This is a genomic window from Bradyrhizobium sp. 197 (assembly GCF_023073375.1).
GTDB lineage: Bacteria > Pseudomonadota > Alphaproteobacteria > Rhizobiales > Xanthobacteraceae > Bradyrhizobium.
Genome location: NZ_JADPJJ010000092.1, coordinates 183,859 through 205,006 on the forward strand (window position 1 = coordinate 183,859; position 21,148 = coordinate 205,006).

General features: G+C 63.2%; 21 protein-coding genes and 1 tRNA gene. 12 read left to right on the forward strand and 10 right to left on the reverse strand.

From position 1 onward, the window contains the following. Positions 1-2 precede the first annotated feature (2 nt). Complete coding sequence (locus IVB27_RS21290; protein WP_247445198.1) at positions 3-542, reverse strand: disulfide bond formation protein B; 540 nt, start codon at positions 540-542, stop codon at positions 3-5. 154 nt (positions 543-696) lie between these two features. Between IVB27_RS21290 and IVB27_RS21295 the strand changes: the two genes are divergently transcribed. The 4 genes from IVB27_RS21295 (at position 697) to IVB27_RS21310 (ending at position 6,360) form a co-directional block, all read left to right on the forward strand. Continuing rightward, positions 697-781 (forward strand) — tRNA-Leu (locus IVB27_RS21295). Between the two features lie 189 nt (positions 782-970). Beyond that, positions 971-1,273, forward strand: coding sequence for a hypothetical protein (locus IVB27_RS21300; protein WP_247445199.1), 303 nt, complete (start codon positions 971-973; stop codon positions 1,271-1,273). 600 nt (positions 1,274-1,873) lie between these two features. Further along, the gene (locus tag IVB27_RS21305) at positions 1,874-5,755 is read left to right on the forward strand and encodes an NACHT domain-containing protein (protein ID WP_247445200.1); all 3,882 of its coding nucleotides are present in this window, start codon (positions 1,874-1,876) and stop codon (positions 5,753-5,755) included. 254 nt (positions 5,756-6,009) lie between these two features. Beyond that, positions 6,010-6,360, forward strand: coding sequence for a hypothetical protein (locus IVB27_RS21310; RefSeq protein ID WP_247445201.1), 351 nt, complete (start codon positions 6,010-6,012; stop codon positions 6,358-6,360). A 34-nt stretch (positions 6,361-6,394) separates the two neighbouring features. Here IVB27_RS21310 and IVB27_RS21315 read toward each other — a convergent pair whose 3' ends face one another. Then, a complete protein-coding gene (locus IVB27_RS21315; RefSeq protein ID WP_247445202.1) occupies positions 6,395-6,856 on the reverse strand; it encodes a DUF6314 family protein in 462 nt (153 codons plus the stop codon). Positions 6,857-6,979: 123 nt separating this feature from the next. Between IVB27_RS21315 and IVB27_RS21320 the strand changes: the two genes are divergently transcribed. Then, a complete protein-coding gene (locus IVB27_RS21320) occupies positions 6,980-7,213 on the forward strand; it encodes a hypothetical protein (protein ID WP_247339847.1) in 234 nt (77 codons plus the stop codon). 74 nt (positions 7,214-7,287) lie between these two features. On the opposite strand, the gene IVB27_RS21325 is transcribed toward IVB27_RS21320, so the two are convergent. Beyond that, entirely contained in the window at positions 7,288-8,247 is a 960-nt protein-coding gene (locus IVB27_RS21325) for a helix-turn-helix transcriptional regulator (protein ID WP_247445203.1), read from the reverse strand. A 295-nt stretch (positions 8,248-8,542) separates the two neighbouring features. On the opposite strand from IVB27_RS21325, the gene IVB27_RS21330 reads away from it, so the two are divergent. The 6 genes from IVB27_RS21330 (at position 8,543) to IVB27_RS43315 (ending at position 14,739) form a co-directional block, all read left to right on the forward strand. Continuing rightward, on the forward strand, positions 8,543-8,785 hold the full coding sequence (locus IVB27_RS21330; RefSeq protein ID WP_247445204.1) for a hypothetical protein: 243 nt from the start codon (positions 8,543-8,545) through the stop codon (positions 8,783-8,785). A gap of 26 nt (positions 8,786-8,811) precedes the next feature. Beyond that, positions 8,812-9,063, forward strand: coding sequence for a GCG_CRPN prefix-to-repeats domain-containing protein (locus tag IVB27_RS21335; protein ID WP_502916572.1), 252 nt, complete (start codon positions 8,812-8,814; stop codon positions 9,061-9,063). 197 nt (positions 9,064-9,260) lie between these two features. Next, positions 9,261-12,011 carry a T6SS phospholipase effector Tle1-like catalytic domain-containing protein gene (locus IVB27_RS21340; RefSeq protein WP_247445205.1) on the forward strand — a complete coding sequence of 917 codons (2,751 nt, stop codon included), beginning with the start codon at positions 9,261-9,263 and terminating at the stop codon, positions 12,009-12,011. Between the two features lie 123 nt (positions 12,012-12,134). Beyond that, positions 12,135-12,818, forward strand: coding sequence for a response regulator (locus IVB27_RS21345; protein WP_247445206.1), 684 nt, complete (start codon positions 12,135-12,137; stop codon positions 12,816-12,818). Then, positions 12,815-13,702: a hypothetical protein gene (locus IVB27_RS43310; RefSeq protein ID WP_247445207.1), complete on the forward strand. Its 888-nt coding sequence runs from the start codon at positions 12,815-12,817 to the stop codon at positions 13,700-13,702. Before IVB27_RS21345 ends, IVB27_RS43310 begins: the two co-directional genes overlap by 4 nt. Before the next feature lie 584 nt (positions 13,703-14,286). After that, positions 14,287-14,739, forward strand: a complete 453-nt coding sequence (locus IVB27_RS43315) for a sensor histidine kinase (RefSeq protein WP_247445460.1) — start codon at positions 14,287-14,289, stop codon at positions 14,737-14,739. Positions 14,740-14,856: 117 nt separating this feature from the next. Here the strand turns inward: IVB27_RS43315 and IVB27_RS21360 are convergent, their stop codons facing one another. Then, the gene (locus IVB27_RS21360; protein ID WP_247445208.1) at positions 14,857-15,138 is read right to left on the reverse strand and encodes a hypothetical protein; all 282 of its coding nucleotides are present in this window, start codon (positions 15,136-15,138) and stop codon (positions 14,857-14,859) included. A 235-nt stretch (positions 15,139-15,373) separates the two neighbouring features. On the opposite strand from IVB27_RS21360, the gene IVB27_RS21365 reads away from it, so the two are divergent. Then, the gene (locus tag IVB27_RS21365; RefSeq protein WP_247445209.1) at positions 15,374-15,598 is read left to right on the forward strand and encodes a cysteine rich repeat-containing protein; all 225 of its coding nucleotides are present in this window, start codon (positions 15,374-15,376) and stop codon (positions 15,596-15,598) included. A gap of 33 nt (positions 15,599-15,631) precedes the next feature. Here IVB27_RS21365 and IVB27_RS21370 read toward each other — a convergent pair whose 3' ends face one another. From IVB27_RS21370 to IVB27_RS21395, 6 genes are all read right to left on the reverse strand, one after another. Continuing rightward, on the reverse strand, positions 15,632-17,518 hold the full coding sequence (locus IVB27_RS21370) for a PQQ-binding-like beta-propeller repeat protein (protein ID WP_247445210.1): 1,887 nt from the start codon (positions 17,516-17,518) through the stop codon (positions 15,632-15,634). Positions 17,519-17,520: 2 nt separating this feature from the next. Continuing rightward, positions 17,521-17,997 (reverse strand): hypothetical protein, encoded by a 477-nt coding sequence (locus tag IVB27_RS21375; protein WP_247445211.1) that lies wholly within the window; start codon positions 17,995-17,997, stop codon positions 17,521-17,523. Between the two features lie 138 nt (positions 17,998-18,135). Next, the gene (locus IVB27_RS21380; RefSeq protein WP_247445212.1) at positions 18,136-18,849 is read right to left on the reverse strand and encodes a hypothetical protein; all 714 of its coding nucleotides are present in this window, start codon (positions 18,847-18,849) and stop codon (positions 18,136-18,138) included. A gap of 84 nt (positions 18,850-18,933) precedes the next feature. After that, positions 18,934-19,641 (reverse strand): hypothetical protein, encoded by a 708-nt coding sequence (locus tag IVB27_RS21385; RefSeq protein ID WP_247445213.1) that lies wholly within the window; start codon positions 19,639-19,641, stop codon positions 18,934-18,936. A gap of 132 nt (positions 19,642-19,773) precedes the next feature. Next, positions 19,774-20,022: a hypothetical protein gene (locus IVB27_RS21390; protein ID WP_247339825.1), complete on the reverse strand. Its 249-nt coding sequence runs from the start codon at positions 20,020-20,022 to the stop codon at positions 19,774-19,776. Positions 20,023-20,180: 158 nt separating this feature from the next. After that, positions 20,181-21,140 (reverse strand): NAD(P)H-dependent flavin oxidoreductase, encoded by a 960-nt coding sequence (locus IVB27_RS21395; protein ID WP_247445461.1) that lies wholly within the window; start codon positions 21,138-21,140, stop codon positions 20,181-20,183. Positions 21,141-21,148 lie beyond the last annotated feature (8 nt).

Consider the following 21,148-nt stretch of genomic DNA (forward strand, 5'->3'; position numbering starts at 1 on the left):
CCTTAGCGCTTCGCCGCCGCCACAAATCCCCACGCGGCGATCGCGGCCATCAAGAGCGAGATCAGCAAATTGTAGCCCGCAAGCGAGAGGCCGAGGAAGCGCCACTGCACCTCGTCGCAGCGGACCACCTTCACGCTGTCGAGCCGCGACAGCAGGTCGGTGGCGCTGCCGAGATTGCCGACGGGACCGGAGCAGTCCGTCGGTCCCTTCCAAAAGCCCCATTCGACGCCGGCGTGATAGCTGCCGAGCCCGGCATTGGCGAGACTCGCCAGCGCAAGGATCGCAAGGCCCGCGAGCAGCAGCGGCCGCGGCGCACCGCCCCGCGCCGCGAGAGCGATGAGCAGGCCGAGCGGGATCGCGAGGTAATAGGCGTAGCGCTGCTCCAGGCAGAGCGGACAGGGCACGATCCCGAGCACCAGTTGGAAGAACCAGGCGCCCGCGATGGTCGCGGCTGCAATCAGCGTCACCGCGAGCGAAGCGGTCAGCGCTGGGTTCGTGGCCGCCGGTTTGAACGCAGGTATTGCGGCACTGTGGCTCGTCACGGCAGCCTCTTTCGGATGGACCCAGACCTAAGCCTCTAGCTCCGCCCCATGCGGCTGTCGAGAACGCTGGGATCACTTTGGCGCGGGTTGACCCCGTCCGGTCCATGGCTATAGTCCGCCGGCTTCGCGACGCCCTGTTTGGGGCTGACCGAGGGCCCCTGTGGCGGAACTGGTAGACGCGCTCGACTCAAAATCGAGTTCCGCAAGGAGTGCTGGTTCGATTCCGGCCAGGGGCACCAGCCTTCGCTGCTTCGCAGCTACGGCTTGGCAAGCCAGGCTAAATCCTATCCATGCGAAGCAGCGAGGGCTGTCCCGCCGAAGCCTTGGCGGAGGCGGACTGGGTCAACAGTCCGATATTCCCTCCCTAGCAACCGTCACCTCCCTCCTGTATAAACCGGCAGCTTCTTCCGCAATTCGAAGGAGCGCATATGAACGTCCTGCACGCGTGGCTTTCCGAACAGCACCACGGCCTGCGGACCTTCCGTATCTTTCAGCAAAAGCTCGAGACGCTCGGCCGGGACGATCCCTCCCAGCGCGGCCTGTGCCGCCTGTTGAACGGTCTCGTCGGCAATTATGTCGAGGCCTTCGACGAGGCCCCGCTGCCGGTCGAAATCGCCGATGGCGCGTATCACCGCCTCCTCACACTGGTTGAGGGCATCGACCTTCAGGGCAATGCCGACCGCCGGCTCGCGGACATCAACCGCGTGGCGGCCTGCGAGCTGCAGCGGTGACTGACAGGACGAGTGCGTGCACACTTCAATTTTCAAATAACCGCAAGACGCGTCTGTACAGCCTCGCGACGCATGGCGCCCGAGTCTTGCGCTTCTCTTGACGCCCCCTCCTTGGAAAGGGCGCAGGGAAGGACGGGTGCCGGCTGGCACCCACGGTCCGCTGTGCGCAAATTGCGAAGACAAATGCACAGCGGCATACAGGGCAGCCTGGACATCCCGGCCTCCCCTGCGCAGTGGTTTGACGGCTTATGACGTGCTCTCCCCGGGGAGCGTTGCACTATTGCCCCCGTCACCTTGCGGATGGCTGACGCGCGGACCCGGTCGGGCCGCCACATCACCGCAAGACTTGGCGCACAGACCCCGGGCGCCAGGACGACACGCTTTTGCCGTACGCGGACCGCACCGGTCGTTCGCGCGCCGCTCAACCGCTCACGGGAAACCCGCCCTGCGATTGCTTGCGCGCCGATGCCTCCACGTCCACCGCCACCCCGCCCGCGTATCGTGACGATCGCGAAACGCCCCTTATCCTTGGGCCGGGATGAGCGGCAAGATACGATATTTCCGAATTTCGGTCAATCGGAATCTTTTCTGAGAGGATTCTTGGTATTGGCTGCACGACCGGCGGTGTTTCGCCACACGAGCAAAGAAGGATTGCAAGACATTCTGAATATTCGCCGCTTCCGCTCGGGCACCACGGCGAGCAGCTATATCGCAACCATATTGAGTACACCGTCATCGGAATCCTACTTGCGCGCGGCAACTAGAAGGCGCATTTTTTCATTGCATTTACAAAGGAATAGCACGCCCAATATGGACGCCCATACGGCCAAACAACTATCGGAGATGACGGACGACGGCGCCTTCGAGCGCCTCGCCACCGCGGTATTGCGCGAGGCGGACCCGCGCTATACGGCTCTCGCCCATCTCGGCGTAAATGCGGACGGCAAGACCATCAAGGCTGCCGTTGACGGGATTGCCTTTGTTCAAGGCGCTACGCCTCGGCACCTTGTCGCCGCACAACACACGACGACGGTAGCAGCGGGTCTTGCAGGAAAGTGGCTTCACGACCCAGGCAAGGTCAAGACCAAGAAGGCGAAGCCGACCGCCCCCGCCGGGGATCTCATAAAGACCGGCGAAATCGTCCGAAAGGAACGTGAGCGCGATCCTAGCGTCATTGCGACACTGGTACTGACCACGAATCAAGAACCTTCTGAAGAGGTGGTGCGAGATGTCGATGCGGCTGCGCGCCAACTCGGAATGGAAGCCGATATCTGGTCGCGCTCGCGCTTGGCCCACTTTCTCGATAGCCCGCGCGGCCAATGGATTCGCCAATCATACCTCGGTATCCCACAAACACGCCCCTCCAAGGAACTGCTCGCCAAACTATCGAGAGACAGCCTCGCGATCTTTCAGCCCCCGGGTGACAAGCCCGAGGCGTGGATCGAGCGTTCCATCGATCGGACCCTCGCCGCGGCGCGCCGCGAGATCGTTCTGTTAATCGCCGATGCCGGTCTCGGTAAATCAGTGGCAGGCTACAAGCTCCTGCAACGACACGTCGATCGGGGAGGGTTCGGTCTCGTCCTACCGCATGAGTCGGTCGACGGAAGTCTTTCGGTGGTCCAGGCGATCGATCAAGCGTTGCGCCAACTTCATCCGCATCTTGCGCCAGACGCGGGAGCAGAGGCTCTGGCCTTATGTGAACCGGCGCTCCCATTCCTGATACTGGTGGAAGACATCAACCGGTCCGGCAAGTCATCCGAGTTGCTGGCGCGCATTGCAAGCTGGCGGCGGAGCGACAAGAAAGGGGCATCCCCCGCGCGCTGTCGCGCTATTTGCCCGGCCTGGCCTCAGGCACTGTTTCCACTCAAAGACCAGCAGCGAAAGGAATATGATGAACTGATCATCTTGTGCCCGCCGATGACACCAGACGAGAGCCGTGCCGCTGTGCGCCAACGCGCCTCGCTACAAGGTCGCACGGTGAGTGCCATGGATGCCGATGCTGTTGCAGTCGCGCTAGGACATGATCCGCTGTTGATTGCGTTGCATGAATTCGGGCAAACGCCGGATGCGCACAGTGTCATTGCGCGCTTCATCGAGTCGTCCATAGAACGAACCGTCGGGCGCGCCGAATTTACGGTCGCAGACTATCAAGATGCTTTGCGGTCGCTTGCGCAGGAGATGCTCGATCGCCGCACCCTAACCCCCAGTTGGGGTGACATTCTGTCGTGGTTCGGCGCATCCAATGCGATCACATCGATTCTGCGCCACCTAACCGCGCAGGGCGAAATCATTAGGCTCCCTGTTGGCACGGGCAACAATCGAATTGCCTTTCGCCACGACCGCGTGCGTGATGTGCTTTTGGCATCGGCTCTTGCAGCCCGTATCAAGGACAGTCAGCCCGACGATGAACTCTTGCGTGATCCCTTCTTCGCCGAGATTCTCGGTAGCATACCGGTTGATAGCGAATCATCAGATGCCCTGATCACCATGCTTGAGCGGACGAACCCGTTGGCATTGTTCTATGCCTTAGCAAACGTATCTCAACCGGAAAACCCGGTACACGCTAAACTCGTAGCAGCAACTTCCCGCTTCTTGACGAGTGCGGAAGGGAGGAGCCAAGCGAAGCAACGTCTTCGATGGTACGCCGAGTATATCTTATCGCAGTTCGACTCACCCAGCACTAATGGCATCATCGCTCTATTTCAAGAGCAAGGTTGGTATAGTTGGGGAGCACGCTTTCGAAACGGCGACGTGAATGCCGGGCTTGAGCTTTGCGCACGATTAGACCTTGGGTCGACTGATCCATGGCGCGACCGTCTCATGGAACACGTAAAGCTTCGATTCGGCAAAAAGCTAACGGCTGCTATCGTGGACCTGTTGCGCAAGGAAAATCTGTCTGAGGTGGCACGGCTTGCAGCGATACGCATCTCGTCCAGTATTGCCGATCCCATACTAGCTGAGGCCATTGAAACAAGCTGGGCCAACGACGCGGACCGGTTGAATCATCTTGATGATTACTTGATAGCCGCAGCCTACTGCTGTGAGGCCGATCCTGCTCGTTTCCTTGGACCGATATGCGATGCCTGGGCCTCACTACCGTCCGATCCGAAAGAAAAGGGCCTACCATCCGAACGTGATGATCTCGCAGCCAACGGCGTGCGGTTTGCCTTTCGATCGCAACCACCCTTGTTCGCGATCGAGTATCTGATCAAGCGTGCGGCGAACGACGACCTGCGATGGCCGATCACCTACCTTCTGCATGAGGTCGACAATCCAGATGCCATCGAGTTCACAGCCCGGGAGCTTGCGGCGATCCAGACTCGGGTAGAACAATCGGACAGCTTTTCGCCCTTCGTCAGCTCGGCCCCTGATCGATGGTCACGGTACGAGAACCGTGACGCAAACCCAATGTCGCCGCGGTCGAAGGATCGACTTCTTTCGCTTTGGAATAATCCGTCAAATGAAGAGCATTTGCGACAGCAAGCATTCCGGCTCTGGGCAGCAGCGCGGACGGATGGTGATCTTGAAGCCCTGAAGTTGATTGGCCCCACCGAGCTTCTCTTCGATCGGGCACTCTTTGCACGACTTGAACGCGGTGACCACACAGCAATTCCTGCACTCGAAGACAAGCTTCGCGGCAAGAACGACGCCTATTGGTGGCAAGCTGGCCGCTACCTATGGTCGGATCGACTTACTGTCGCGCTGGACGAGTCGCTTGGGCGGCGCGCCGATCTTGTTGAGCGCAATTGGGAGCAGAAGGGTGTCGATGCCGATTGGATTACCGCAGAAATGATGAACCGGCTTCCCTCCCAGATTGCCGAAGGACTTCTTCTGAAGCATTGGGATCACTTGCGCTTCAGCCACAACTTCCTTCACGCTGCGCTCTATACGGCAACTCCTACACTCGTTTCTCGCGTCGCTGATGCCATGGACGCATGCCCGGACCAGAAGAAGGCCATGGAACATATCGACTATCACTACGGCATCGGACGCCAAGGCCGGGAAGGCGTTACGCGGATCGCTCAAGTGGAGTCACTCCTCCCGTATCTGCACTTGTTGTCGGAGTTGGCCGTGATGCACTTTTGGGACGTTTGCAGCGCACAAGGCTGGCTGGATTTTCGGCGAACCCATCTCGATCCATTGTTCAAGAATTCGCGCTACTCAAGGCTCTTCGGTGAAGAACGTGCCTTCAAAGCTCTCGACGACATGATCGAGAAAGACCGCGTTTATGCACTGGATGTTTGGATAGACCGCAATCTTAAGGGGGGCACCAGTCTTGAAGTGCTTATGCAACTACTTGGAAAATGGTTGCTGGCAAACCAAAATATGGCCTCGCTCGTGCTTGTTGCCAACGGAATTGCTCAGTTCGGACATCGAAGACATATAAGCCTGCTCGATGCCACTGGCATCGAGCAGAAAGACCAAGCCGCCGCTTTGATTGAAGACGCAGAGTTTGCCGTGAAACGCCGTACTCTACAGTGAACGGGCTGACAGTATAGTTCAACAGAACTGCCTAGCTCGGCGCTTCCTCTTTCGTTGACGGCAATGAAGTCCAAGGAGGCTTACGCGACAAGAAGCTCGCGCCTCCAATAACTATCTTCCGCTTGAACGACTGCCCTTCAGGTGCGTGTCTCGCCCGCGAGATCGAGAATGGCGTCGATAAATTCGCGCAATGCGGCTTCCTGGGCTGCCTTGCCGAGATCATTAAGCACCAACCGAATCTCGTGGCGGTCCTGATGGATCGAACCAACGACCGAGTTGTTGAATCCTACAACAGCCTCTTGAAGACCGACCTGCATACGTGGCTTTCGCAACAGCACCACGGCCTGCGCACCTTCCGGACATTCCAGCAGAAGCTCGAGACGCTCGGCCGGGACGATCCCGCTCAGCGCGGCCTGTGCCGCCTGTTGAGCGGCCTCGTCGGCAGCTATGTCGAGGCCTTTGACGAGGCCCCGCTGCCGGTCGAAATCGCCGACGGCGCCTATCAGCGCCTGCTGACGCTGGTTGCGAGCAACGATCCAAACGCCGACGCAAATCGCCGGCTCGCCGACATCAACCGCGTTGCGGAGAGTGAGCTCTGGCGGTGAAAGGCGGACGGCCGTCGCAATCGCGCCGGCCTGATCACGACGGACGCGTGTAGGTCGTATTCATCGTGTAGTCCTTGCTTGGACCCGACACGACATGACGGACAACGAACGTTCCGTCCGGCAGGAACATGTAGGCCGACTGATAGTTGTCGCGCTTGCAAAGATGGCGCGCACGTCCGCTCAGCTCTCCTCGGCAAGATGCGGACAGCGAAATCTCGTGAAACAGCCGCGGTGGATCTTCCCTGAAGAAGACGCTGAATCCCCCGTCGCTGCTGCGAAAGACGTATTCGCGTTCGGCCTGCACAATGGTGCCGTTCGCAAGCTTCAGATACCCCTGCTCGCGATAGGCCAACCACCCGCTGTCCAGTGGCGTGAAGACCGCGATGCTCTGCATCGTGGCCTGGCCTTCGATGACCCGGTCGAGGGACCACGAGCCGATCAGCTTTTTCGTGACGTTCGAGGCGCCGCCCCAGCCATCGAACCCGGCTTCGTTCATATCTTCAGACCTGCGCATTAGCCAACCGGTCCAGCCTCACAGGACCCGCGGCCGGGAGTTCGACTTCAGCGAGCCGATACCTATATCCTACCGCAACGGATGGTGATGCAGCGAGCAGCTTCAATGGCCAGGAGACGCACGACGGAAGCGGACGCCGACGACCTCCCCCGCTTCTTCGTCTGGGTCCGGGGCCTCGAAGGCCCCGAGCCGCAAAAATGGATGGCGATGGATTTCGGCGTCCGCGACTGGAAGCGGCCGCTGGTGCTGGCGTATCTGGAGCTGCCGGAGGGCGAGCGACACTTGCCGTTGTCGGCGCTGGCCCGGCGATATCCGGCGCCGCGGGGAGAGGCTTCGTAGAGATGCCTTTCGGGATACGCTCAGGAGAGATTTCGAGGGTGTCCTCCCGTAAGTCAACCCATCTGTGGCCTACCTCAATTCCCCCGTGCCGCCGTCGGCGTCAGGCCGAACCTCCGGCGGAAGCAGCGGTTGAAATAAGACAGGTCGTTGAAGCCACAGGCGAAGGCGATGTCGCTGATGCGGTCTTCGCGATGGGCGAGAAGATCGGCGGCCTTGCGCAGGCGCAGCTCGTTGAGGCGCGTGGTGAAGCTGGCGCCGGCCTCGAACAGCAACTCGTTGACGTAGCGTTCGGAGAGGCCGGCAGCGGCGGCGAGTCTTTGCGCGGAAAAGTTTGGCTCGTGGAAGCGCGCCTCGAGGATCGACAACACGGCTTTCAGCCGCACGGCGCGGAGGCCCCTGCGTCGCGCGGCGACGGCGACATCGCTGCGGGCGCCGAGACCGATCGCGGCGAGATCGAGCAGATGGGCGGCGATCGCCATGTCGGCTTCGTCGACGGCTCCGGGATAGCGAAGCAGCAGATCGCTGTAGTCCATCGCCAGCGTCAGCGCGCCGCCGGGTTCGAGTTCACAGCCGACGAGATTGTCCACGTTGGCGACCATCGCGCGCAGCGTGTCGACCGGCAGATGCACGTTGGTGAAGCGCTTGTGGCTCGCGCCGTCGGCGGCGAAGAACGGCTCGTCCAGCTTGAGCAGCACCATCGATCCCGGCCGCATGGTGAATTCGCGGCCGCGATGGACCACCCGCGAAGGACGATCGCCGGTGTTGCGGGCGAGGCAAAAGCGGTCGTCGCCGGTCTCAAGCACCTGGCGCTTTTCGCGCCGGACCGTGACGAAGCTGCCGTCGCAGCGTCCGAGCATGGTGGTGCCGATATGGATCGAGTTCATCGTGGCGCGAAACGGCACGTCGGACGCCGGATCGAGCTCGCCGGTGTTGGAGAAATGCTCGAACAACTCGGCGAAGCGGATGAAGCGCTGCCGGTCGGACAGGTCCCGTGGCAACATGTCGGTCGAAAGCGTCTTCCGGATGACGGACATCGAAAGACCTTCCAAAAGGACGTTTGGGAAAAGCTCATGCACGGAAGCGTGCCGAAGCCTGGCAGGTCTAAAATGAACGCCTGCCAAACACCGGCAAGCGCAGGCTATCAGCACGCCAACGTGAATCAAGCTGCGCCGGTCAGTCCAAGCCGCGCCGCCGTCGGCGCCGGACAGTCCAAGACGGCTCGCACAAGCGGGCCCTATTCAGGCGGCGGGTGCGACTTCCCGGCACATAAGGGTCCGCATCCGGGCAAACGGGCGGCCCAGCCTGACGCCCGCTGGAGGAGACGACGACATGCGAACCTCTCTACCCCGCAGCCTCGTGCTCGGCGGCGCCATCGCGACCAGCCTCTGCATCGGTTACGCGCTGGGCGCGCAGCCGCACATGGACGAAGCCATCGCGATCCTGCAATCGGCGCGCGTCGAGCTCGGCAAGGCCGAGCCGAACAAGGGCGGCCATCGCGAGAAGGCGATCGGGCTGATCGACCAGGCCATCGCCGAAGTGCGTGCCGGCAGTGCGTTCGCCGCCGGCCATTGAAGCAGCGTCATTCGGGAGGACAAGACATGATGCGAACAATGTTTGCCGCAGCTCTGGCGCTCGGCGCGATCACAGGCTCTGCTCAGGCCATGCCGCTCGCCCCGCTCGGTGCGGGCGCGAATGGCGACGTCATCGCAGTCGCCGGCGGCTGCGGCGCCGGCTGGCACCGCGGTCCCAATGGCGGCTGCCTCAGGAACTATGCCAACCCGGCCGCGCATGCTTGCCCGCGCGGCTACCATATCGGCCCCGGCGGCGCGTGCCGTGGCAATGGCCGGTAAAGGCTGAACACTCCGCCTCTCCCCGTTCGCCGGGGCCCCTGCCGCGACGGCGCGTTCCTGCTTGCTACCTCAGCGGGATCGTGTGCAGAATGCACTTGCATTTTCACGACGCAATTATTGCATCCGTTAATTGACTCCGGGGAGTGCTGCCCGGCTCGGGCCTGAAGCGCGTCCCCGTCGAATTGCCGGAGGGGCTCATGCCACACCAGGATGGTGCGCCGAACGCCGATTCTGCCGGACCGGAACACGCGCATATCGAGACGCATGCCGGCGGGACCACCACTGCCATCCCGCCAAAGCGCAAGCTGGTGCTGTTCGCCGACGGCACCGGCAATGCGTTCACCACCCAGGAATCCAGCGTCTGGCGTCTCTACGAAGCGCTCGACCACACCCAGCCGGACCAGATTGCCTACTACATCAAGGGCGTCGGCACCGCCGGCTGGGCGCCGCTCGCCGCGCTCGACGGCGCCACGGGCATCGGCGTGCCCGGCAACGTCCGCAAGCTGTACCGCTTCCTGTGCTGGAATTGGCGAGAGGGCGACGAGATCTACATCTTCGGCTTCAGCCGCGGCGCCTTCACCGCGCGCACCCTGGCATCGCTGATCGCGAGCCAGGGCCTGGTGCCGGCGGAAATCAAGGGCGAGCCGGTCTCGCATGCCGAGATGGCCCGCAACGCCATGACGGCTTGGCGGAAGTACCGCAGATCGAGCGTACCGTTCTACAAGACCCTGCCGACGATCTGGATCGCCCGAATAATCCGTGACGTTCTGCTCTTTGTCTATCACCGCCTGTTTTTCCACCGCTTCTACCGCACGGTCCGCAAGGCCATGGCCGGCCGGAAGAACGTCAAGATCGAATTCCTCGGGCTGTTCGACAGCGTCGAGGCTTTCGGCGTGCCGATCGAGGAACTGCGTGTCGCGATCGACTGGTCGATCTGGCCGATCTCGTTCCGCAATCACCGGCCTTCGCGCAAGGCGAAGCACATCTGTCACGCGCTCGCGCTCGACGACGAGCGCACCACTTTCCACCCACTACGGATCGACCAGAGCGCGTTAGCGGAGGGACAGACGGTCAAGGAGGTCTGGTTTGCGGGAGTCCATTCCGACATTGGCGGCGGCTATCCGGACTCCACCCTCTCCTTCGTTCCGCTGGTCTGGATGGCCGAGCAGCTCGGTGGCCAATTGCGCTTCCAGAAGGACACGATCGAGCGTTTCCGCGAGTACCAATCGGCGATCGGGCCAAAGCACGATTCACGCAGCGGCGCCGCCGTGCTTTACCGCTACGGTCCGCGGCCGATCCTCGAAGGCGATGCGAACGGCGGCAAACCGGTGGTTCACTTCGCCGTGGTCGAGCGAATGCTGTTCGGATGCGACGATTATGCGCCGATCATGCTGCCAGCAAACGCGCGGGTGCTGATGCCCGACGGCAGCATCAGGGAACTCACCAATGGCAGCGCGCACCAGGCCATGCACGACGCCTATGTGAAAAAAGCGAAGGGCCCGATAAGCAAGGAGGAATCCGACGCCTTCACTGGGATGAATGCGCCAGACGCGAACATGGCGAATCTCGCGCGCGGTGCCGTGTGGTGGCGACGCGTGGCCTATTTCTCGCTGCTGATCATGACGGGGATCATTGCCGCCTGGCCGTGGATCGCCCACAAGATCATAGATACATCCGGCAAGAGCCTGCGCGCGTATGTCAGCAACATCGACTGGGGCTTCAGCGCCGTGCTCGGCACCTTTGCGAATCTGCTCAAGAGCTTGTTGTCCTCCTATGCAGCGCCATGGCTCAATATCGCACTGTACTATCCTGTCGCGACCTCGCTCGTCGTGCTCGCCACGTGGTGGGTCTGGCACATCAACTCCTCGCTTCGTGACGGCATCCAGGAGCGCGCGCGGCTCGCCTGGTACCGGCCGGAGCGCAAGGCGAGCGCAAAAAATCTCAGCCGGATGAGCCTGTTGTTCAAATTCGGCGGCTTCATGCAGAGACAGGCGTGGTGGATGAGCTTTCCGTTCACCAAAATCATCTTTCCCATCGCCTCTATCGCTGCCATCTACGCCGCGGTCGTCCTGTTGGCTTCGAGCAGCTTCTTCACCTGGCGCGTCGCGACCGGACAGGTTTGCGAGACCCCGGAAACAAAGGCCGCAGAGGCGAAGAAAAAGGGCGCGAACATCTCGACGGACATTCCGCCGGCCAAGCCGGTGGGCGACAGCGCGCTTCCCGCGACCGAGCTGTTCAATGTCAACCAGTTCTGCTGGGCAAGCAGGCTCACCGTGGAGAAGGGCCGCAAATACCGGGTCTGGATCGATATCGACCAACGCTGGTTCGACCGCACGATCATGACCGGCGTCAACGGATTCCAGACCTACGAAAATCACCACTACCTCGCTCTGCCGACCCGGCGACTGCCCGGTGCGGATTGGTTCCAACCGGTTGTGCGCGTCGGCGAGAAGGGCCTGAACGATCAGCCGCTGCTGGCCGTGAACGCGATGTCGGCAGATGAGCTGCCGCGCCGCATTGACCCGACGCTTCCCGAGGAAAACGCTCGGGATGAGCCGAAGAACAGATATCCCGTCCGCATCGAAAACACCGAGGAATCAGGCACGGTCGATGCGACGAAGCTGACGAAACTCAAGGCTGATATCGCGACGATCGGCACGTTCGATGCGCTTCCGCCAGACGAGACGGCGCGCAAGCTTTGGGACACGCAGAAACTTGCAGACCGGATGGTGGCCGAATTCATCGCACCCGATTCCGGCGAGCTGTTCTTCTACGTCAACGACGCCGTACAGATCTACCCGGGCTTCCTGAGATGGCTGGTTCCGGCGAAAGACGCCGACTATTTCGGGCCGGACGAACAATACTACAAGAACAACAGCGGCACCGCGCGGATCACGGTACAGCGTCTGCCTGCGCCGTCGACGCCATCGGCCGCGGCAAAGAATTAGGCGCCGTCCACGAGGGAGCGGAAGAGTGACAATGCGCCCCCATGATTATGGGTGTCGCGGTGTCCGCGCCGCGGCTAAGCTTGACCTTGCGCCGCGGGGGACACGCGGTGCGGGACGATGATCATGACCGAACGGGGCGAGACGGGTGAAGCCATCACCATCCTCCTCGTCGAGGACGACGCGCCGACTTGCTGGCGGCTCCAGGACGCGCTGGTGAAGGCCGGCTACGAGGTGCGCAGCGCCGGCACGCTCGCAGAGGCCCGCTCGGGGCTCGGCGAGCGTGCGCCGCGCGTGCTGCTCACCGATCTGCGGCTGCCCGACGGCCATGGCGTCGAGCTGATCCGCGAAACGAGACGGCGCTTTCCCGACACTGAGATCATGGTGATCTCGGCGCTCGGCGACGAAGAGAGTGTGATCTCCGCGATCACGGTCGGCGCCACCGGCTATCTCCTGAAGGATGCGTTCCCCACGGATATCGCCACCACCGTGCGCGATCTGGTCGCGGGCCATTCGCCGATCTCGGCCTCGATCGCCCGCTTCATCGTGCGCAGAACGCAAGGGACCGCGCAGAATGCAGCCGAGCCTCCGCCGGGTCCGGCGCTCAACACCGCAAGGCTTACCCCACGCGAGATCGACATCCTCTGGGGCATAGCGAAAGGCTTCAGCTACGCGGAGATCGCAAGCCATCTCGGCCTGTCCAGGCAGACCGTGCCCGGCCACATCAAGAACATCTATCGCAAGCTCGAGGTGCACACCCGCGGCGAAGCGGTGTTCGAGGCGGTACAGCAGGGCCTGATCAAGCTGTGAGCGAGATCGCGGCGAAGGCACCGGTCAAACCCGCGCGGCGCCGGCTGCTGGTCTCGCGTCTCGTGCCCTATCTGCTGCTCCAGGCGCTGATATTGGTCGTCACCATCCTCGGGCTGCGGCTGCTCCAGCCCAGCGACCCCGACGACTTCGCGCTGAGCGAATTCGCGCTGCGCGAGGACGGCATGGCGCGTCCCGTGACACTGCCGCATTTCACGTCGTCACGCTATTCCCTGACCGACCCGCCGCTCTACACCGGCGCCTTCGCGCTCAACCGCGGCGATATGGCGTCGGGATGGTCGGTATTCCTGCCGCGCTTCAGCAACGCGGTGGAAGTCGCCGTCAACGGCGTCGTCATCCTGGATTCTCGACGCGATGCCAATGCCAACCGGCCCGACCGCAACACGCCGCAGATCGGGTCGATTCCCTCCTCGCTGCTGCGCGAGGGCGCGAACGAAATCACAGTGCGGCTGCTTGTTTGGGGACCGCTCAAGGGCTTTCTCGACACCGTCTATGTCGGGCCGGATACCGAATTGCGGCCCGCCTACGAGACACGCACGCTGCTGTTCGTCACGTTACCCGTGGTGTTCTCCGCCTGGCAGGCGATCCTCGCCGTCATCCTCGCGATCATGTGGCTGATGCGCCGCCGCGAGCCGGTTTACGGCGTGCTGGCCGTGGCGATGGTCCTCGGCGTGGTGCAGGCCTTCGCGCCGCCACCGGTGCCCCCCCCGTCAACACATTCCGGCTCGCCGCGGTGCTGCTTGCGTCCGCACCGATCGAGAGCGGCCTGGTCGTCGTCTTCGGCGTGCTGTTCTTCGGTTGGCGCTGGCCGCGCTACGGTATGCTGCTGTTCGCGCCGGGGCTCGTCGTGTTCGGTGTCGGGCTGATCGCAGGTCCGCCGCTGCCGCGCATTCTGTTTCTCGTGCTCGGCATCCCCACCGTCGGGCTCTGCCTGTTCCTGATGGCCTGCGTGACCGCTGCCGCGGTGGTGCGGCGGCAGGACGCGGCAAGCTTCACGCTCGGTTGCGCGGTGACCATCGTGCTGACCTGCTGGGCCCACGACATGCTTTCGGCCTTCGAGATCATGCCCAACGAGCGCATCTTCCTCTCGCGGCTGTCCTATTCGGCGATGCTGGTCGCGATCGGCGCCGGCTTGACCTGGCGGTTCGCGCGCGCACTGAACCAGGTCGACAGCTTTGCCGGGCAGCTCGTGACGCGCGTGCGCGAGGCCGAGGAGCGGCTGAAGGCAAGCTTTGCCCGCGAGGAGGAGCGCGCCCGGGCAGCGGCGCTTGCCAATGAGCGCACGCGGCTGATGCGAGACCTGCATGACGGCCTCGGCGGCCAGCTCGTCAGCATCGTCGCACTCTCCGAGCGCGGCCATGAGGGCCCCACCATCACCGACGCCGCCCGCGCCGCGCTGAAGGACCTGCGCCTCGTCATCGATTCCATGGACGACATCGGCGGCGATCTGATGCTCGCACTCGGCTCCTGGCGCGAGCGCGCGACCGCGCAATTGCGCCCGCACGAGATCGCGCTCGACTGGCAGGTTGCGACGCCGCAGGGGCTGCCGCTGCATCCCGAACTCAGGCCATGGCACGTCATCCAGATCGTGCGCATCCTCGACGAGGCCGTAACCAATGCAGTCAAGCACGCAGAGGCCCGCCACATCGCGGTCACCATCGAGACGGTCGACGAAGGTCAGGGACCATACGGTGTGATCAGGGTCGCGGATGACGGCAAGGGTATTGCCAATGCCGGCGACGGGGCCGCGGAGGCGAGCCAGACCGCGCGGGGCCTGCGCAACATGAGGAGCCGTGCCGCGCGCTGCGGGGCGACACTCAATCTCAGTTCGGATTCCTCAGGCACGCGCGTGCGGCTGCAATTGCCGCAGATTTTTCCCGACAGCGATGCCGCCGCCGGCTGAAATGCCCCCTCTCCGTACGTGTGGGACGCGCGGAGAGAGGGACGGGCCGGATAATTTGCCTGCGGAGGACGGGGGGTTCGTCCGCAAGGCTCCTTCGCACGAACTCTTTCGTCGTTCTCAGCGCACGCCGACGCGATTGACCGGACCACCGCGATTCATCGGCGTGCCGGCGCGCACGCCGACACCGGGCGCACCGACACCCGGCGTCGCCACCACGACCGCGGCGGCCGGCGCAACCACCACCGCTGCTGTCGGCCGCACCACGCAGCCCTTGGGTATGCCGACCGTCTTGCAATAGACCACAGCTTGCGCCGGGCTCGTGCCCAGCGACACCATCGCCGCACCTGTCAGCGCCAAAACCGTCAGCCCGCCGCTCAGCGCTCCCGCTCTTTTCGACATCTTGCTCTCCTGCTTCCCGTTCGGCGTCCCGATGCAATCACCGGGTCTCGCAGCCGACGTGCAGCCTGAATGACAAATGACGGCGCGCGGATATATGCCATGAAAATGGGGGTACGGCGGCGGAGCGGGCGGGCCGATGCCATGAACATGGCATGGACCTGCGTCCGGCCTTCGCGAGATGGTCCGGCTCGCTTGATCCCAGGCGAGGCCAACGACCTTCTCAAAGAGGTGTTTTATGAAAGTTTCGATTCTTACCGCGCTGCTGCTCGCCACCACCGCCCTGCCCGCCGCTGCGCAATCCGGTCCGACCCCGCAGGAGCAGATGGCCTGCCGCAGCGATGCCGGCAAATTCTGCGCCGAACACATCGGCAAGCCGCCGCAGATGAATGCCTGCCTGCGCGAGAACAAGTCGAAGCTTTCGGATGGCTGCCGCAAGGTCGTGGATTCCCACGGCGGGTGAGCACTTGCGTCCACCGCACAAATCTCGCCGGCGCTATTGGGTCAGGCCGTAGACGTCGATGCGCCCGTCATAGGTCGGGCGATAGATGCGGCCTTTCCAGACGATCGGACGATTGAACTTGGGATGCGTGAAGGCGTGCTCGGGTCCCCAGTTCTCGCTGTCCCAGATCACCTGGAGCCGCTTGGAGCCGTCGGGATTGGTGGCGAAATTCTGCGCGTCGTAGATCAGGAAGCGGCCCGGACTGAGCAACATGTTGCTGTCCTGATAGGGCACCATCGCCACGATGATGCCATCAGCGCCGTTGTTGGCGGCAAGCGTGATGCTCCAGCCGGGCATGCCGCCCGGCGGACGCGGCGATTGCGGCGAGGCGATCTCATTGCCACCGGCGAGATAGGCCGTGGTCCCGTCGGCTGCGATCGACCACGCCCGCAAGGCGCTGTTCTCGCCGCCGACAAAATGCATCGTGCCGTGGACGGCGGACTGAAACAACAATGGCGTGCCATGCAGGTGACGCGTCGCGCCGCCCGGAAACAGGTTCAGCTCCATCGGTGACGCCGGCGCCGGCGGCACGCCAGGATCGAAATACGTGTACAGGATCGGCGGCATGCGAAGCTTGTCGTAGTTCGCCGCAAAATGGCCGGCCGCAAGATCGCCCGGTTGCGTGTCGCCAAGCGCATTGGCATTGCCGGTGTAGAGGACTCCATCCTTGCCCGCTGCCAGCACGGCATGGGCGGAAGCGACATAGACCGGACCGCCGGAACCGAAATCCTGGTCGCTCCACATCGACTCGTTCATCGCCTCCATGTGATGCGCCACGATCGGCGCGATCTGCGCATCGGTTGCACTGCGACCTGACGTGACCGCGACATGCGGCATCTCGCGCGCATGACGAGGCTTGAGCGGCATTCCCATGCGCCTGGCATGCGCAATCACGGAAGGCAGGGATACGTTGGACGGCAAGGCCGCCTCGTCATCGTCGTCCGCGGCCGCTGCGACCGCGGCGGCGCCGACCCGGTTAGCGTCGGTCCATGGCGCCCACCACGACGTGACCTCGAAATGCGCGTGGTTTCCCGTGCGCAAGGCGAGCCGCACGATGCTCTCGCCGAAGTCGCCATGTTGCGGCGAGAACGCCCCGTTGCCGGTGATGACATAGATCGAACCGTCGGGAGCAACGGCAGGTCCCGCCCCGCTCTGCCACAATCCGCCGCCGGAGCCGGTGACGGTGGAGCACCATGTGGCAGCGAGCCGCCAGGCATGGACGTCCACCGCAATCAACCAACCACGCGCCGTCTTCGACGTCTCCGCGATCGTGCCGAAGGGAATCAGCACGTGGTTCCGCGTCAGCGTCAAGGCGCTGCGCTGCTTGCGTTGCGCCGAGACGAATTTCTGCACCGGCAAACCGCCCGGCGGCGTGTAGACCGCGCCCTCGAGATTCAAGAGCCCGTGCACCTTCGAGCCGTCGCGAATCCGCAGCGCTGCAAGAAAGTGCTGCCCCTTGGCGACGCTGCCGTCGTTGCTGATCCAGGCGCAGGCATAGAGAATACCTGCGCCTTCATCGATCACGGGCGTCGAGAGAATGCCCCAACGGACGTTGGTCATGTGGCCGTCGATCGCCCTCGTTCCGACGATCGGGCGTCCGAGATTCGTCGCCCAGATCTGGTGGCCGGTCACAGCGTCGAATGCATAGACCCAGTTGCCCATGCTGGCCTGGAAGATCAAATCGCGGGTCTTGCCATCGGCCATGTGCACGCCGCCGACCGCCAGCGGCTGCGCCTCGAGCCTTGGATCGTCGGGAATCCGAAGGCTGAAGAGTTTGACGATGCCCTTCGTGCGGATGGCGGTCGCCGTCAGCACCGTTTCCAAATTGTTCGCACCGGTACGGGCGTGGTCGTAGCTGCGGGTCGTGACGGAAGTGGGCATGGTTAGCCCCCGAATGCCAAAACGCTTCCAGCGACAAGCAGACAGGTCCCGGCGAACGACCGTCCGCTTTCGAGACTCGCGTTGCACCAACCGGACGCCACGGCTCCGCACGAAAATCCGAGGCCAGCCATCGCGGCGCTCGACAGCGCCACAAGACCGACATGGTCCGGCGCGTGCGACACGACATTGTCGATCGCAAGCAGCGGCGGCAGGACGTAGACCCAGCCCGCCGCCTGTGTCAGGCGATGTGCGACCGGAAGACGCAGGACCAACAACGCGCCACACGAGATCAGCGCGACCGCGGCAAGACCGCCTTCGGCCGGCACACCGACACCGAGCGCAGAGCCTAGTGCGTCACAAACGCCGAACATCAGAATCAGAGGCAGCACATGCCATCGCGGAACGATGAATGCGAGCGCGAAGGCCACGATGAGGCTATCGGCGGACGTCCACAACAGATGCACTGACATGGAAACCATGACGCGGCCTCTGGCTGGCTACGTCAATCATGCATTGAACGGAGATCGTCTGGAAGTTGAAAGTGGAGGCAAGCGCCTCCCCAGAACGAACCGCCGCTCACGATCGCGTGCGCGGCGGCGAACAGGTGGTGTCAGGCGCTAATCGTCGTCGGCACCGAACATCCTGATCTGCGGGAAGCCACTGCCCGGACGGATCACGACGTCCCGAGTGCTGGAATCTTCACGAACGTTGCGCGCGACGTCGTCCCAATCGGTCTGATCGCGCATGCCGCGTTGCTCGCGGGGGTCGTAACGACGGCGCTCGGCCCAACGTTCGCGGCGATCCATCCGGCGCCGTTCGGACGTGGCACGCTTCACGTCAGAATCCCTGGCCTTGGCACTGGCATTGTCCTTGGCATTGTCAGATGAAGAGGACGGCACCGTCGAAGCCTGCTGCTCGGCGGGTTTTACGACTAGCGGAGGCGAAGCGGCTGCCGGCTTGAATTGCTCCTTGGGCGGCTCGACTGCGGCTGCTTGCGAGGGATGCGGCGCGGGCGATTCAGCGTTTGCCTGGGTAGTCTGCGTCTCGGATTTGGGCTCAGGCTTTGCTTCGTCCTGCGCCTGCGCAGGCACGACGACTATCGCGCCGAACGTTTTTGAGCCGGTGAGATATTGGACGCGCTCCGAGGGCGCACTCGTTGTTGTCGGTGCGGCGACTGGTTCAGCACGCTGCGCCATCTTGCCGGTATCAGGCCCCTGCTTGGGCGCGATTGGGTGCATGATATTGCCGGCGACGATGCCGCCGCCGAGACCAATCGCCATGGCGGCGACGATCGTTCCGGCACCGACGAAATAAGCTATCGAGGCGCGCATCGATCCACTCCCTCTTTGGAGCGGGTAACGTCTTGGGATTGCCCGATGTTCCAGAAGCGAGCGCGCGGTTCCCTAACCTATGCGTCAGATTTGCTGCGCGACCTTCTCGAGCCCGATGATGCGGGCAAGCTTGCGCACTTCCTCTTTCTGGTCGTCACGCAGCTGGAACAGCAGCGGCATCGCGGCCGACTTCAACTGCTGGACCTCGTCGCAATTGGGATCGATCGGCACGCCCTGCACGTTCGGATTGGACAGCTTGTTTGCCGAGATCTTGCGGACAACGTTGCGCAGCGCTGTCTCGACCGAAGGCCAGTAATATTCCTGCGACGATGACAATTTCAGACGGTCCCGGATGCCCGAGATCTGCACGTCGGAAAGCAGCGAATAGGATTTCTGCGGCTGCGGCTTGGCCACGACCTTCGGCTTGGCCGGGACTTCGACGGCCGGAACCTCTGAAGCGGCCGGAGCCTCGTTCACGTTCGCCTTGGATGTCGGGAAATCGGACGGCGTGGCGGCAGCGAACGCCTGGCGCAGCGGCTCGGCCAGCACGGGCGTTTGCGAGAGCTTGTCGGCTGGAACCTGAACCGGGTCGATTGCGGCCGAAGCCAGCGCCAGCGTCGGAACCAGACGGTCGGCCTTGGCAGCCCGGTTGGTTGCAAGCGGCTTAGGCGGCGTCTGCGAGATCATCTCAGCGCTGACGCTTGGCACGCTGTCACGGCCGAGAATGGCAGTGGTGGCGGCGCCGAGGACGAGGAAGCAGGTCAGCACGACGATGGTGATGGCTTTCGACAAACGTCTCTCCGCGTCCGACTTCAAGTCCACGTGATCACTGCTTGGAAACTGGGCGATAATTAAGGCCTAACCGAGCCATTGCGGCGGCAATCGCGCAGGCTGCGGCGACATCGCCCGAAAAACTCAAGAAGATCAGGCAGCTAGCGCCAGATCGTAGGCGTCCTGGATGTCGGCCACGATCTCCGAGGCCTCCCAGACGCCGCGCGGCTCGACCGATTGCAACGTCACCGTCCAATTGCCGCCCCGGCGGGTGCGGGGGACACTGACAATGTCGAAGCGCACACTGCGGCACAGCGGATGGCGGGCCAGCGCATGGGCTACGCGAACGCGAATTTCGTCCAGTGAAGCCGCCGTCTTGGCGTTGAGATAGTCGAAGTCCATCGCCTGTCCCTCTCGGTCCTGATTGGCGCCGTGAGAGGGATTCTTGCCGGGCGTTGGTTAATCTGCCGTTAAGTGAGGGGCTTCGAAGGAGCGCTCGATTAACTGTGATGGGGACAAAAGGCCCCTGCCGGCCACCGCAGTTTTACGGGGAGAGGCGGTCACCCCGCCTCTCGATACTCGGCGACCGTCCGCGCGACGAGATCGTCGACCGCCATCACGTCGGTCACGCCCGATATCGAATGCCCGCCGCTCCAGATATCGCGCCAGCGCTTTGGGCGGCTCTCGCGTGCGTTGACGTCGATGTCCTTGCCGATGTCGATCGCGCCCCGCGCCGGCAGATCGTCGGGGTCGAGACCGGCTGCCACGATCGACGGCTTGAGCATGCTGGTCTGCAGGCCCGTGAACGCGGTGGTCAGCAGAATGTCGTCCGCGCTGCCGTCGACCAGCATTCGCTTGTGACGCTCGTCCGCCATGCTCTCGCGCGTCGCTATAAATTTTGTGCCCATGTAGCCAAGATCGCAGCCGAGCACTTCGGCCGCATGCAGCGCGCGACCGTCGCTGATGCCGCCCGCGAGCACGACGATGCCATCGTAGAATGCGCGCACCGCGCGGACGAAGGCAAACGGGTTGAGCCAGCCGGTCTGCCCGCCGGCGCCCGCGGTGAGCAGTACGAGCCCGTCGGCGCCGGCCTCCGCCGCGCGCTGGGCGTGGCGGATCGAGGCCACGTCCGCCAGCACCAGCGCGCCAGCTTCATGCAGCGGCTTCAACACCGGCTCGGGCGATCCAACGGAGGTAATGACGATCTCCGGCTTGTGGCGCAGCAGCACAGTGAGATCCTGCTCCAGCCGAGCGTTGGAGCGATGCACGATCAGGTTCGGGCAGAGTGGCGCGGCCGTGCGACCGGTTTGATCCTCGCGATGCCGCAGCCGCGTCTCAATTTCGGTGAGCCACGCCTCAAGCTGTTCCGCGCTACGGCAGTTCACAGTAGGGAAGCTGCCGATCACACCGTGCCGGCAGGCCGCGACCATGAGCTCGACGCCCGACACCAGAAACATCGGCGCCGCGATCAAAGGCAGACTGAGACGATCGCGAAAGCGTTGCAGTCGATCGGACGTCACAAGCCTCC